Origin of the sequence: Streptomyces sp. NPDC060002 (assembly GCF_042737245.1) — a bacterium.
In the GTDB taxonomy this organism is placed as follows: domain Bacteria; phylum Actinomycetota; class Actinomycetes; order Streptomycetales; family Streptomycetaceae; genus Streptomyces.
In genome coordinates this window covers 1-13,249 of record NZ_JBHWUW010000027.1, presented here as the reverse complement: position 1 = coordinate 13,249, position 13,249 = coordinate 1, and the positions used below count along the sequence as shown (strand labels likewise).

The 13,249-nt window shown below is 69.0% G+C and carries 13 protein-coding genes and 1 pseudogene; 9 read left to right on the top strand and 5 right to left on the bottom strand.

Features of this window, described 5'->3' with window-relative positions; all coding sequences use genetic code 11:
- Window positions 1-235 precede the first annotated feature (235 nt).
- Window positions 236-913 (top strand): response regulator transcription factor, encoded by a 678-nt coding sequence (locus tag ACFWBD_RS23280; protein WP_020128522.1) that lies wholly within the window; start codon window positions 236-238, stop codon window positions 911-913.
- 135 nt (window positions 914-1,048) lie between these two features.
- Complete coding sequence (locus ACFWBD_RS23275; protein ID WP_385669859.1) at window positions 1,049-2,323, top strand: ATP-binding protein; 1,275 nt, start codon at window positions 1,049-1,051, stop codon at window positions 2,321-2,323.
- Between the two features lie 54 nt (window positions 2,324-2,377).
- On the opposite strand, the gene ACFWBD_RS23270 is transcribed toward ACFWBD_RS23275, so the two are convergent.
- Window positions 2,378-2,893 (bottom strand): GtrA family protein, encoded by a 516-nt coding sequence (locus ACFWBD_RS23270; RefSeq protein ID WP_385669856.1) that lies wholly within the window; start codon window positions 2,891-2,893, stop codon window positions 2,378-2,380.
- Between the two features lie 198 nt (window positions 2,894-3,091).
- Between ACFWBD_RS23270 and ACFWBD_RS23265 the strand changes: the two genes are divergently transcribed.
- Genes ACFWBD_RS23265 through ACFWBD_RS23255 form a run of 3 tightly spaced genes read left to right on the top strand, consistent with a single transcriptional unit; the run spans window position 3,092 to window position 5,966 of the window.
- The gene (locus ACFWBD_RS23265) at window positions 3,092-4,264 is read left to right on the top strand and encodes a 5-(carboxyamino)imidazole ribonucleotide synthase (protein WP_385669853.1); all 1,173 of its coding nucleotides are present in this window, start codon (window positions 3,092-3,094) and stop codon (window positions 4,262-4,264) included.
- On the top strand, window positions 4,261-4,782 hold the full coding sequence (purE, locus tag ACFWBD_RS23260; RefSeq protein ID WP_385565946.1) for a 5-(carboxyamino)imidazole ribonucleotide mutase: 522 nt from the start codon (window positions 4,261-4,263) through the stop codon (window positions 4,780-4,782). Before ACFWBD_RS23265 ends, purE begins: the two co-directional genes overlap by 4 nt.
- A gap of 5 nt (window positions 4,783-4,787) precedes the next feature.
- Entirely contained in the window at window positions 4,788-5,966 is a 1,179-nt protein-coding gene (locus ACFWBD_RS23255) for a dipeptidase (protein ID WP_385669850.1), read from the top strand.
- On the opposite strand, the pseudogene ACFWBD_RS23250 reads toward ACFWBD_RS23255, so the two are convergent.
- Both ACFWBD_RS23250 and ACFWBD_RS23245 read right to left on the bottom strand, forming a co-directional pair.
- Window positions 5,915-6,485: pseudogene (locus ACFWBD_RS23250) on the bottom strand (alkene reductase); the annotation flags it as partial. The gene ACFWBD_RS23255 and the pseudogene ACFWBD_RS23250 sit on opposite strands and share 52 nt — an antisense overlap.
- 51 nt (window positions 6,486-6,536) lie before the next feature.
- Window positions 6,537-6,896: a VOC family protein gene (locus ACFWBD_RS23245; RefSeq protein ID WP_385669847.1), complete on the bottom strand. Its 360-nt coding sequence runs from the start codon at window positions 6,894-6,896 to the stop codon at window positions 6,537-6,539.
- Window positions 6,897-6,989: 93 nt separating this feature from the next.
- Here ACFWBD_RS23245 and ACFWBD_RS23240 point away from each other — a divergent pair, with 93 nt between their 5' ends.
- The gene (locus ACFWBD_RS23240; RefSeq protein WP_385669844.1) at window positions 6,990-7,535 is read left to right on the top strand and encodes a CGNR zinc finger domain-containing protein; all 546 of its coding nucleotides are present in this window, start codon (window positions 6,990-6,992) and stop codon (window positions 7,533-7,535) included.
- A 135-nt stretch (window positions 7,536-7,670) separates the two neighbouring features.
- Here the strand turns inward: ACFWBD_RS23240 and ACFWBD_RS23235 are convergent, their stop codons facing one another.
- Window positions 7,671-9,014: a UDP-glucose dehydrogenase family protein gene (locus tag ACFWBD_RS23235; protein WP_385669841.1), complete on the bottom strand. Its 1,344-nt coding sequence runs from the start codon at window positions 9,012-9,014 to the stop codon at window positions 7,671-7,673.
- Window positions 9,015-9,211: 197 nt separating this feature from the next.
- Here ACFWBD_RS23235 and ACFWBD_RS23230 point away from each other — a divergent pair, with 197 nt between their 5' ends.
- Window positions 9,212-10,369: an acyl-CoA dehydrogenase family protein gene (locus tag ACFWBD_RS23230; RefSeq protein WP_385669838.1), complete on the top strand. Its 1,158-nt coding sequence runs from the start codon at window positions 9,212-9,214 to the stop codon at window positions 10,367-10,369.
- Window positions 10,370-10,569: 200 nt separating this feature from the next.
- On the opposite strand, the gene ACFWBD_RS23225 is transcribed toward ACFWBD_RS23230, so the two are convergent.
- Window positions 10,570-10,797 carry a hypothetical protein gene (locus ACFWBD_RS23225; protein WP_385669835.1) on the bottom strand — a complete coding sequence of 76 codons (228 nt, stop codon included), beginning with the start codon at window positions 10,795-10,797 and terminating at the stop codon, window positions 10,570-10,572.
- 503 nt (window positions 10,798-11,300) lie between these two features.
- Here ACFWBD_RS23225 and ACFWBD_RS23220 point away from each other — a divergent pair.
- Both ACFWBD_RS23220 and ACFWBD_RS23215 read left to right on the top strand, forming a co-directional pair.
- Window positions 11,301-11,645, top strand: coding sequence for a hypothetical protein (locus tag ACFWBD_RS23220; RefSeq protein ID WP_385669832.1), 345 nt, complete (start codon window positions 11,301-11,303; stop codon window positions 11,643-11,645).
- A gap of 14 nt (window positions 11,646-11,659) precedes the next feature.
- The gene (locus tag ACFWBD_RS23215) at window positions 11,660-12,568 is read left to right on the top strand and encodes a hypothetical protein (RefSeq protein ID WP_385669829.1); all 909 of its coding nucleotides are present in this window, start codon (window positions 11,660-11,662) and stop codon (window positions 12,566-12,568) included.
- Window positions 12,569-13,249: the final 681 nt, after the last annotated feature.

Here is a 13,249-nt window from a genome sequence, read left to right as displayed (position 1 = left end):
CAGCACAACGCCTGATATGGAAGGACTTGAGACACGGATCACAGGTGATCAAGGAACCGTGGGTGGTGTTTTGAAGGTCCGTATCAGGATGTCATCCCTCGACCGTAGGTCCGTACCAAGATCGACGGGGGGACGGGCCCCCGCTCGGCATGCCGTCTGTCCGGCATGTCCGTGAGTAAGAAACAGCTGGGCGATCACACTTCGGCCGCCGCCCGGCGCGGACTACCATCAGCTCATGACCCGTGTACTGCTCGCCGAGGACGACGCGTCCATCTCGGAGCCGCTGGCCCGCGCCCTGCGCCGGGAAGGCTACGAGGTCGAGGTGCGTGAGGACGGCCCCACCGCGCTCGACGCAGGAATGCAGGGCGGCGTCGACCTGGTCGTGCTCGACCTCGGGCTGCCCGGCATGGACGGTCTGGAGGTGGCCCGTCGACTGCGCTCGGAGGGCCACGCCATCCCGATCCTCATCCTGACCGCGCGCGCCGACGAGGTGGACACCGTCGTAGGCCTGGACGCGGGCGCCGACGACTACGTCACCAAGCCCTTCCGGCTGGCCGAGCTGCTGGCCCGGGTCCGGGCCCTGCTGCGGCGCGGCGCGTCCGAGCCCCAGCAGCCGCCCGCCACGCACGGCGTCCGCATCGACGTCGAGTCGCACCGCGCCTGGATGGGCGAGGAGGAACTCCAGCTCACGGCCAAGGAGTTCGACCTGTTGCGGGTCCTCGTCCGCGACGCGGGCCGGGTCGTCACCCGTGACCAGCTGATGCGCGAGGTCTGGGACACCACCTGGTGGTCGTCCACCAAGACCCTCGACATGCACATCTCCTGGCTGCGCAAGAAGCTCGGCGACGACGCGGCGAACCCCCGGTACATCGCCACCGTGCGCGGTGTCGGGTTCCGCTTCGAGAAGAGCTGAACGCTGCCGCTGCGGTCGTCCGGCCATGCGCGTCGCGTTGTCGGGTGCGGGCCGGTGGGGCCGGTCGCGCAGTTCCCCGCGCCCCTGAGGGGGTTGCCCGAACCGGACTCGTAGAGTCACTGCCCGGAGGGTCTTGTGCGTCGCCGTCTCATTCAGTCCACCCTCGCCGTCGTGCTCGTCGTCATCGCCGTCTTCGGGGTGTCCCTCGTCATCGTCGAGACCCGCACGATCAGCAACAGCGCCCAGGAGCGGGTGGACTCCGAGGCGCTGCGGCTGGCCAGCATCGTGGACAGCCGGCTGGTGGGCTCGGAGAACGTCACCGCCGAGATACTGCGCGACCAGGTCACGCAGGACCGCTACGCCGAGATCCGGATCCCCGGCCGGACGGTCATCCAGGTCGGCACCAAGCCCCGGGGTGATGTGATCAAGGCGACGGCGAGGGGCGAGGAGGGCGAGACCATCCTGGTCCAGGAGCCGCGCTCCACGGTCACCCGGGAGGTCGGCCGCACGCTGCTGATCATCGCCCTGGTGGCGCTGCTCGCGGTGATCGCGGCGGTGCTGCTGGCCATCCGCCAGGCCAACCGCCTCGCCTCCCCCCTGACCGACCTCGCGGAGACGGCGGAGCGGCTGGGCTCGGGCGACCCGCGGCCCCGGCACAAGCGGTACGCCGTCCCCGAGCTCGACCGGGTCGCCGACGTCCTCGACGCGTCCGCCGAGCGCATCGCCCGCATGCTGACCGCCGAGCGCCGCCTCGCGGCGGACGCCTCCCACCAGCTGCGCACGCCGCTGACGGCCCTCTCCATGCGCCTGGAGGAGATCACCCTCACCGACGACCCGGACACCGTGAAGGAGGAGGCGACGATCGCCCTGACGCAGGTGGAGCGCCTGACGGACGTGGTCGAACGCCTCCTGACCAACGCCCGGGACCCCCGCACCGGCTCGGCGGTCACCTTCGACCTCGACGAGGTCATCCAGCAGCAGCTCGCCGAGTGGCGCCCCGCCTACCGCGGCGTGGGCCGGGCCATCGTCAGCTCCGGCAAGCGTCATCTGCGCGCGGTGGGCACGCCCGGCGCGGTCGCGCAGGTGCTGGCCGCCCTGATCGAGAACTCCCTCATGCACGGCGGCGGCACGGTGGCGCTGCGCACCCGGGTCACCGGCAACCAGTCCGTGGTCGAGGTCACCGACGAGGGCCCCGGCGTCCCCGCCGATCTGGGCGCCCGCATCTTCGAGCGGGCCATCAGCGGCCGCAACTCCACGGGTATCGGCCTGGCGGTGGCCCGCGACCTGGCGGAGGCCGACGGCGGCCGTCTGGAGATGCTCCAGGCCCAGCCCCCGATCTTCGGGCTGTTCCTGTCCCGTACGGCCCCGCAGAAGCGGACCGCGGAGGACGGCGGGCCGACGGTCAGGTAGCACCCGCCCGCCGCTCGGGCACGGCTCTTTTCGGCCGGCCCGGCGCCCGGCCGGTCAGCCGACCCGCTGCCCGGCCCTCGGCTCGGGCCCCCGGGACTGCCCGGTCACCGTCAGGAACGACTCGGCGCCGGCCACGGCCTCTTCGGCAGGCAGCGTCCGGAAGACCCACGTCCGGTACGACCAGAACCGGAACAGCGTCGCGATCCCGATGCCGACGAACTTGAACACGTTGCTCTGGATGGGGCTGTCCCAGCCGAAGCCGTAGGTCGCCGCGAACAGCAGGCCGTTCTCGATCACCAGTCCCACCGCGCTGAACAGCAGGAACAGCGTCAGTTCCTTCGTCCGCCCGCTCTTGTCGCGGTCACGGTAGGTGAAGTAGCGGAACCCCACGTAGTTGAAGACGATCGCCACGACCGTCGCTATGACACTGGCCCGCACCACCTGAAGGTCGGTGAGATGCCGGACGAGATTGAAGACTCCGAGGTTGACCAGCAGCCCCGCGCCGCCCACGGCTCCGAACTTCGCGAGCTCGCGGACGGCCCTCCTCAGCCCCGAGGAACCATGCGCCATGGTCGTACAGGCCCCCGTCCGGGATCGGTTTCGTCAACCCAGCCATGCTAACCACCACTCTTCTCGGTTTCCTGTGGTCCGCCTCACGGCTCGGTGACCAGCGGGGGAGAAGCGGGGAAACGGTCGGTATGAGGCGGGAAAGTTCCCGGTAAGAGGCACGGAATTCGGCCGCGGTGGCGTGGCCGATACCCTGGGGTCGTGACGTTCCCGGTAGTCGGCATGGTCGGCGGGGGGCAGCTCGCTCGTATGACACACGAGGCGGGCATCCCGCTCGGCATCAGATTCAAGCTCCTCAGTGACACCCCACTGGATTCCGCGGCGCAGGTCGTGAGCGAAGTCGTCGTCGGCGACTATCGCGATCTCGACACGCTCCGCGAGTTCGCGCGCGGGTGCGATGTGATCACCTTCGATCACGAGCACGTACCCACCGAGCACCTCAGGGCGCTGGAGGCGGACGGCATCCCCGTCCGCCCGGGCCCCGACGCGCTGGTGCACGCCCAGGACAAGGGGGTGATGCGCGCGCGACTCGACGCGATCGGCGTCCCGTGCCCCCGGCACAGGATCGTGACCGACCCGGCCGACGTCGCCGCGTTCGCCGCGGAGGGCCTGGCCGAAGGCGCCGAGGGCTCCGGGTTCCCGGTGGTCCTCAAGACCGTCCGGGGCGGCTACGACGGCAAGGGCGTGTGGGTCGTCGACTCGGTCGAGGAGGCGGCGGACCCCTTCCGGGCCGGCGTGCCCGTCCTGGCGGAGGAGAAGGTCGACTACGTCCGCGAGCTCGCGGCCAACGTCGTCCGTTCGCCGCACGGTCAGGCGGTCGCGTACCCGGTGGTCGAGTCGCAGCAGGTGGGCGGCGTCTGCGACACGGTGATCGCCCCCGCGCCCGGCCTGGACGGGGCCCTCGCCCTGCGGGCCGAGGAGATGGCGCTGCGGATCGCCAAGGAACTGGACGTGGTCGGCCACCTCGCGGTCGAGCTCTTCGAGATCCGCAACGACGACGGGACGCCCGGTGTCCTCGTCAACGAACTGGCGATGCGCCCGCACAACTCGGGCCACTGGTCGATGGACGGCGCGATCACCTCGCAGTTCGCCAACCACGTCCGCGCCGTCCTCGACCTCCCGCTCGGCGACCCGCGCCCGCGCGCCCGGTGGACGGTCATGGTCAACGTCCTGGGCGGCGACTACCCGGACATGTACTCCGCGTACCTGCACTGCATGGCCCGCGACCCGCAGCTGAAGATCCACATGTACGGCAAGGACGTGAAGCCCGGCCGCAAGGTCGGCCACGTCAACACCTACGGCGACGACCTGGACGACGTCCTCGAACGCGCACGTCACGCAGCCGGTTACCTGAGAGGCACGATCACCGAATGAGCCCTGTTGTAGGCATCGTCATGGGTTCGGACAGCGACTGGCCCGTCATGGAGGCCGCCGCGCAGGCCCTCGACGAGTTCGAGATCGCGTACGAGGTCGACGTCGTCTCGGCGCACCGCATGCCCCGCGAGATGGTCGCGTACGGCGAGCAGGCGGACGGGCGCGGGCTCAAGGTGATCATCGCGGGCGCCGGCGGCGCCGCCCACCTCCCCGGCATGCTCGCCTCCGTGACCCCGCTGCCGGTGATCGGCGTACCCGTGCCCCTGAAGTACCTGGACGGCATGGACAGCCTGCTGTCGATCGTGCAGATGCCGGCCGGCGTCCCGGTCGCCACGGTCTCGGTGGGCGGCGCCCGCAACGCCGGCCTGCTGGCCGCCCGCATCCTCGCCACCCAGGACGAGGAGCTGCTCGCCCGGATGCGGGACTTCCAGCAGGAGCTGAACGACCAGGCCACCGAGAAGGGCAAGCGCCTGCGCGCCAAGGTCGAGGGTTCGAACGGCTTCGGTTTCGGAAAGTGACGGAGATGACCTCACTGGACGCCGCCCGCGAGCTGCTGCGCGAGTTCCCCGTCGTCGACGGCCACAACGACCTGCCCTGGGCGCTGCGCGAGCAGGTGCGCTACGACCTCGACGCCCGCGACATCTCCGGCCACCAGCACGCCCACCTGCACACCGACATCCCCCGGCTGCGCGCGGGCGGGGTCGGCGCGCAGTACTGGTCGGTGTACGTGCGCGCGGACCTGCCCGACGCGGTCCCGGCGACGCTGGAGCAGATCGACTGTGTGCGGCGGCTCATCGCCCGCCACCCGGAAGACCTCCGCGCCGCGCTGACGGCCGCCGACATGGAGGCGGCGCGCGCGCAGGGCCGTATCGCCTCGCTCATGGGGGCGGAGGGCGGCCACTCCATCGCCAACTCGCTCGGCACCCTGCGCGGCCTGTACGCGCTCGGCGTGCGCTACCTGACGCTCACCCACAACGACAACGTGGACTGGGCGGACTCCGCGACCGACGTGCCCAAGGCCGGCGGTCTGTCCGCCTTCGGCCGCGAGGTCGTGCGCGAGATGAACCGCGAGGGCATGCTGGTCGACCTCTCGCACGTGGCGGCGACGACGATGCGGGACGCGCTCGACGCGACGGCCGCGCCGGTGATCTTCTCGCACTCCTCCGCGCGAGCGGTGTGCGACCACCCGCGCAACATCCCGGACGACGTCCTCGGGCGTCTCCCCGCCAACGGCGGCATGGCGATGGTGACCTTCGTGCCGAAGTTCGTCCTGCAGGCGGCGGTCGACTGGACGGCGGCCGCCGACGACAACATGCGCGCGCACGGCTTCCACCACCTCGCCACCACGGCCGAGGCGATGAAGGTCCACCGGGCCTTCGAGGAGACGAACCCCCGCCCGATCGCCACCGTCGCCACGGTCGCCGACCACCTCGACCACATGCGCGAGGCCGCCGGCATCGACCACCTAGGCATCGGCGGCGACTACGACGGCACCGCCTTCACCCCCGACGGCCTCGACGACGTCTCCGGCTACCCCAACCTGATCGCGGAGCTCCTCGACCGCGGCTGGTCCAGGCCGGACCTCGCCAAGCTGACCTGGCAGAACGCGGTACGCGTACTCGGCGCGGCGGAGGACGTCGCCCGTGACCTTCAGGCCACCCGGTCGCCGTCCCACGCGACGATCGAGTCACTGGACGGCTGAGCGGGCCCGTCGGCCAGGGCGGGGTGGTCGGTGTAGCCGACCGCCCCGCCCACGTACATCAGGTACCGGTCCCGCAGGGGGTTCAGCGGCGCCCCGCGGCGCAGCCGGCCGACCAGGTCGGGGTTGGCCGGGAACGGCCGTCCCAGGGCGATCAGCTCGGCCCCGGCGGCGAGCAGCCGGTCGACCGCGCGGGAGACGGCGTCCGTGGTGAGTTCCGGCAGTACGGGGTTGGCGACGAGCGTCCCCGGCCACTCGGCCCGGATCCGGCGGAACAGCGCCGAGTCCGGGTCGGCCTACCTCCACGTGCGGATACGCGAGCCCGAGGCCGTTGAGCCGCTCGACGAGCGCCGGGCAGAGCTCCGCCGAGTCGTCGTCCTCCTCGATGCCGTTGAAGGTGACGCCGGGCGAGATCCGTACGCCCACCCGTTCCGCGCCGATCTCCGCGACGACGGCCTCCACCGCCTTGGCCGTGAACCGGATCCGCCCGGCGACCGAGCCGCCGTAGGCGTCGGTGCGGCGCCGGTGGGGCGGGCCGCAGCCGTGGGGCGGGCCACCACCGTCGTGCGGGTTTCAGCAGCTGCACAGGCAGAACGGGTGCCCGGCCGGATCGGCGTACACACGCCAGCCACGCGAGCGGTCCTCCGCGTCCAGCGGCTTCGCGCCCAGCGCCAGCACGCCCCGCTCGGCCGCGTCCAGGTCGTCGACGGTCAGGTCCAGATGGAACTGCTGCGAGTGCTCGGGCGCGGGCCACGCGGGCGGTACGAACCCGGGGGCGGCCTGGAATGCCAGCGACTGACCGCCGGGCACCTTCACATCGACCCAGTCCCCCTCGCCCTCGACGCTGCCGCCCAGCACCTCGGCGTAGAAACCGGCCAGCGCGCCCGGGTCGGGACAGTCCAGAACGACCACACCCAGCTTGGCGAGAGCCATGACTTCCTCCTGGCGATCGGGATGGTTACCTCTATACCCGGGTAACCAGTAACGGTTACTGCATGCTCCCGCATTGGCGGTAACGTCGCAAGCATGAATGACCGATCGGCCGCACCCGGTGGCCTGGCCCTGGTCGAGTCCCTGGTGAACACGCTGGACCTCGAGTCGGGCGCGGACGCGCTGGACACGGTGGAGGGCCGGGCGCGGTTCGGGCTGCCGGAGAGCGCCGACGGCGCCGGGGACACCGACGGCGTCGCGGGTGAGGTGGCGCGCGCCCGCGAGCTGCGCGAGTCCCTGCGCGCGGCCCTGCTGGCCCACGCGGGCCATCCGCCGCACCGCGAGGTGACCCCGCTGGGCGAACTGCTGGCGTCGGCGCCCCTGCTGGTGACGGTCGACGAGCACGACGGCTCCGCCCGCCTCACCCCGTCCGGCCTCGCCCCCGCGGCCTCACTGCTCTCCCGTACGGCCGCCGCGGTGGCGGAGGCGCTGATCGCGGGCACCTGGACCCGGCTGAAGGCCTGCGAGGCCGCCACCTGCCACTGGGCGTACTACGACCGCAGTCCGGCGGGCCGGGGGCGCTGGTGCTCGATGCAGGTGTGCGGGGCGCGCGCGAAGATGCGCCGGTACCGGGCGAAGTAGTTCACCGGCCGAGGCACAGGCCGGTGGTGCAGAATGCAGCAGGACGCCGGTTCGGCCGACTGAGCCTCGGCCGAACCGGCGTCGCTCCGTAGACCTGCGCCCGCGCCCTGCGGGTGGCCGGGTCCGCTCCTGCGCCTACGCGGTCGGGCGGCCCATCGCCCGGTACGTCCAACCGGCCTTGCGCCACAGGGCGGGGTCGAGCGCGTTGCGTCCGTCGAGGATCAGCCGGGTCGTCGCGACCTCCCCGAGCTGCGCCGGGTCGAGCTCGCGGAACTCCCGCCACTCGGTGAGGTGCAGTACGGCGTCGGCGCCCCGGACGGCCTCCAGGGCCGAGTCCGCGTACCCGAGTGTCGGAAAGACCCGGCGGGCGTTGGCCATGCCCTTGGGGTCGTACACCGTGACCTGCCCGCCCTGGAGATGGATCTGCCCGGCGACGTTGAGGGCGGGCGAGTCCCGTACGTCGTCGGAGTCGGGCTTGAAGGTGGCGCCGAGCACGGCGACCCGCTTGCCCAGGAAGGACCCGCCGCCCAGCGCCTGCCGCGCCAGCTCGACCATCTGGCCGCGCTGCCGCATGTTGATGGAGTCGATCTCGCGCAGGAAGGTCAGGGCCTGGTCGGCCCCCAGCTCACCGGCACGCGCCATGAAGGCCCGGATGTCCTTGGGCAGACAGCCGCCGCCGAAGCCGATCCCCGCCCGCAGGAACTTCTTCCCGATCCGGTCGTCGTACCCGATGGCCTCGGCCAGCTTGGCGACATCACCGTCGGCGGCCTCGCACACCTCCGCCATGGCGTTGATGAAGGAGATCTTGGTGGCGAGGAAGGAGTTCGCGGAGGTCTTCACCAGCTCGGCGGTGGGGAAGTCGGTGACGACGAACGGCGACCCCTCGCCGATCGGCGTCGCGTACACCTGCCGCAGCACCGCCTCGGCCCGCTCGCTGCGCACCCCGACGACGATGCGGTCCGGGTGCAGGGTGTCCTGGACCGCGAACCCCTCACGCAGGAACTCCGGGTTCCAGGCGAGCTCGGCGTCCGCGCCGGCGGGCGCCAGTTCGGCGATCGTCCGGGCCAGCCGGTCCGCGGAGCCCACCGGCACGGTGGACTTGCCGACGACGAGCGCGGGCCGCGCCAGATGCGGCGCGAGGGAGCCTATGGCGGACTCGACGTACGACATGTCGCACGCGTACTCGCCGTGCTTCTGCGGGGTGTTCACGCACACGAAGTGGACGTCACCGAAGGCCCCCACCTCGGCCCAGTCCTGGGTGAAGCGCAGCCGCCCGCTGGACCCCTCGAAGCCGGGGACGTGCCGGCGCAGCAGTTCCTCGAGCCCCGGCTCGTACATCGGGGTCTCGCCGCGCTCCAGCATCTCGATCTTTTCGCTCACGACATCGAGCGCGAGCACCTCGAAACCCAGCTCGGCCATGGCCGCGGCGTGCGTGGCGCCGAGATAGCCGGTGCCGATCACGGTGATCTTGAGGGCCATGGATGCTCCAGGTGGGGGTGTCGTCGCTGCGCGCCCGAGCATAGTCGGGGCGTGCCGGCTCCCCTCACCGGGCAGTTGTCAGGAGAAGGCCCCTGTCGCCAAGCTCACGTATCACTCGGTTGGGCGGGCCCCTAAAATTTGAGTTACTTAACGGTAATTAGCGTCGGTGACCGTAGCGTTTTGGAGCGTGAGACACCTTGGCCGGATCGGCTGACTTCGACCTGTACCGCCCGTCCGAGGAGCACGACATGCTCCGCGACGCCATCCGTTCGCTGTCCGAGGCGAAGATCGCTCCGTACGCCGCCGCGGTGGACGAGGAGGCCCGTTTCCCGCAGGAGGCGCTGGACGCGCTGGTGGCGAGCGACCTGCACGCGGTGCACGTTCCCGAGTCGTACGGCGGCACGGGTGCGGACGCCCTCGCCACGGTGATCGTGATCGAGGAGGTCGCGCGGGTCTGTGTGTCGTCCTCGCTGATCCCGGCGGTGAACAAGCTGGGTTCCCTGCCGGTGATCCTGTCGGGTTCCGAGGACCTGAAGAAGAGGTACCTGACGCCGCTCGCCAAGGGCGACGCGATGTTCTCGTACGCCCTGTCCGAGCCCGACGCGGGTTCGGACGCGGCCGGTATGAAGACCAAGGCGGTCCGGGACGGCGACCACTGGATCCTGAACGGCGTGAAGCGCTGGATCACCAACGCGGGGGTCTCCGAGTACTACACGGTGATGGCGGTGACGGACCCGTCGAAGCGCTCGAAGGGCATCTCGGCGTTCGTCGTGGAGAAGTCCGACCCGGGTGTCTCCTTCGGCGCCCCGGAGAAGAAGCTGGGCATCAAGGGCTCCCCGACCCGTGAGGTCTACTTCGACAACGTCCGGATCCCGGCCGACCGCATGATCGGCGAGGAGGGCACGGGCTTCCTGACCGCGATGAAGACCCTGGACCACACCCGCATCACGATCGCCGCGCAGGCGCTGGGCGTCGCCCAGGGCGCCTTCGACTACGCCAAGGGCTATGTCCAGGAGCGCAAGCAGTTCGGCAGGGCGATCGCCGACTTCCAGGGCATCCAGTTCATGCTCGCCGACATGGCGATGAAGATCGAGGCGGCCCGTCAGCTGACGTACGCGGCGGCGGCCAAGTCCGAGCGGCTGGACGCCGACCTCACCTTCCAGGGCGCGGCCGCGAAGTGCTTCGCCTCGGACGTGGCGATGGAGGTCACCACGGACGCGGTCCAGCTCCTCGGCGGCTACGGCTACACCCGGGACTACCCGGTGGAGCGGATGATGCGCGACGCGAAGATCACGCAAATTTATGAAGGCACGAATCAAGTCCAGCGGATCGTGATGGCCAGGAACCTTCCGTAGCAGGGTTTTTTGCAGGTCAGAAGCTGTTTCGAAGGTCCGGAGGGACGCCCTCGGCTTTCTGCCCGTTGCGGCCCGATCAGGACCGTTCCTGGGCGTCATGCTGGGGGAATCCTGGGTGGATGCCGGGCTGAAAACGGCCACTGACCTGCACAAACAACACAGCCCCCGGCGTGCTGCCGGGGGCTGTTGTCGTACGTGGATCAGGCGACCTCTGACGCCTCCGAGGGGTCGTCCGCGCCGGGCGTCAGCATGGTTGCGATGGCTGCCCGGCCGCGCTGCTCGGCCCCTTCGAAGATGTAGTGGTAGTGCTCCCTGAGCACGTCAGTACTGCTGTGGCCCATCCAGTCGGCCACGTCGTTCTCGGGGACTCCCGCGTACAGCAGCCGCGACCCGCACGTGGACGCCCCCGGAGATATTGCGAGACCCACCAAAAGCCCGCCAAGGCCCGTACGCGGCGTTTGAGGTATGCGGGCATCCAGGTAAGCCGGAACAGAAACCTTGTGTACGACTTCGATGGCCTGACGGAACAAGATCTGTCGGGCTACCGGGAAGTGTGGGGCCGTATCAACACCACAGGGACGTGACGTGAGGGAAGCCACCTGCGGGCGGCCTCCTCCTGTGTCGCATTAATTCAGAACAGTGGAGGAGCGATCCTCTGGGGCCATGCACACTCGGCGGTGTGCCTCTGGCACGGCCTGCGGGCTGGGCAGTTCCTAAGTCGTTATGAGGCTCTGCGGACACCTCCCTGTGAGAGGGACAACGTAGAGAAACACTCCTCCCCCTACTTCCTACTTGCATCGTTCACAGTGGGGGGTAAGGGGGGCAGTGTCTTCTCTTACGTTGTCCTCTTGTGAGGTATAGGGCCGCTCTTAGGCGGCCTTTCTCTCTACTTCTTCCCTATACGTTTATTAGTTCTCTAGGAGGTGTCGCCATGAGCGACGCGGAACGGATTTTCGAGGCCACGCCGGCCGACCCTTCCGATTCCATTCGGGCCGAGGTTGAGCGGGAATATGCGGGGCAGCTGGCGCGGGCTGAACTCAAGAATCATGCCGCCCAGGTCGGAATCAATCTCCCTGACGGATTCACCGATTACCTGGACGCTTCCAAGTTGCTTGGTGAAGATGGCAAGCCATCGACTGAGGCCATGGATAAGGCCCTGGTGCCTTTCAAGCCCAAGGGTCCGACGTTTCCCCAACTTGTCGGGGCCGGTAACAACCGCGACGGCAGCCCGATTTCGGAGCGTCGCCGTGTTTCTCTCGATGTTCGTAAGCGATAATTAGGAGTACCTGTATGACTCTTGCCTACCAGCAGCCCGGAACCACCACTTTCATTCCCGAGATCTGGGATGCCGAACTTCTCGTAGCATTTGACCCGCTTCTGGTCTGGGCGTCTCCGTTCGTTGCGAATAACAAGTACGAAGGAGAGATCCGCAAGAAGGGCGATGTGGTTCACATCAACAGCCTTCTTCGGCCGACCGTGGGTGATTACACGATCGCCGACGGTATGACCGCACAGCGGCCGGAAACCGTGGATCAGAAGCTCACAATTACTGAGGCGAAGTACCTTCAGGTTCTTGTCGAAGATGCGGAACGGGTCCAGCTCGCTGGGGGCCTTGACTTGCCGATCAACCAGCAGATGATTCGAGCCCTGGCCCGTGAGGCCGACACCTTCATGGGCAACATCATCGCCACCGGGGCGACGGCGCTTCCGGCCATCGCGCCGACCGCCGACAACATCCCTCAGATCATGTACAACGCGATTCTGGACATGATGCTGGCCCTGGATGACAACGACATCCCGGCAGGCCGTTACGTGGTCGTCTCGCCGCGCGTGAAGCGATACCTCATCGAGCATCCGGCCGTGGCTAACGCTGCTGCCTACGGCGAAGGTGGCGTGACCGCCAATGGCGTTGTCGCCCGCCTCGCCGGGTTCACGATCCTGACCACTACGGCCATGCCCGCCGGTGTGGACATTGTGGCCGGTCACTCGGAGTTCGCCACCTACGCAAGCCAGTTCACGGGGTTCCGTGAGGGACAGTCGGAGAAGTACAGGGCTGACTACATCGACACCCTGCATCTGTACGGCGGCAAGATCGTGCGATACCCGGAGCTGGATACCAAGAGGACCGACAACACCTTTGATGAGTCGAAGCCGACCAAGGGAATTGTCAAGGCTGCTGTCACTTGGCCTACTGCCTAACCCTTGATTAGTTCGGGCCCCTGCCGACCAGCGGGGGCCCGTTCTTCTCACTGTCCGTGGTTCAGAAGCCTGCGCCGGCCGCCGACGGCGCGTAACGGAACCGGAGGGACCATGCCGAAAATGCGTAACCCAGATTCGCCGCACTCTCGATACAAGGGATTGGATGTGCTGCCGAACGATCACGGCCTGCCCGTTCCTGATCTGCTCAGGTACTCCCGTACGTGGGGGCGACTGCCGCTGAGGTCAAGGAACTGTCCGGAATCGTGGTGACCGTGGAACGGGCCGGGAAAACCGGCCGGCCGGCCACCGTTTTCTCACTCCGTGGTGACACTTCCGGTGACTCTGTGCCACAGCCGGCCAGTACGGACAGCGACCAGAAGCGGGCCACTTCCCGTCACGCAGAGGCGCAGCCGGCCAGCGCGGAGCGTGAGCAGAACCGCGCACGGGTCGTCCGCCTCGACGCTTACCGCCCTGCACCCAAGCAGGCCCCCGAGCCCGCGCCGGAACCGAAGCGGTCGGAACCGCTCGCAGACTTCAACCCCTTCCGGGCACTGCTCTAACCAACCAAACGAAGCCCCGGTCGAATGGGCGAATTCAAGGGGTCGTGGCAACACCGCTGATCATGCGGCTGTCGTGAGGAGCTTAGCGAGGCGCTCGGCTGGGGTTTCCCAGTCGAGCGTT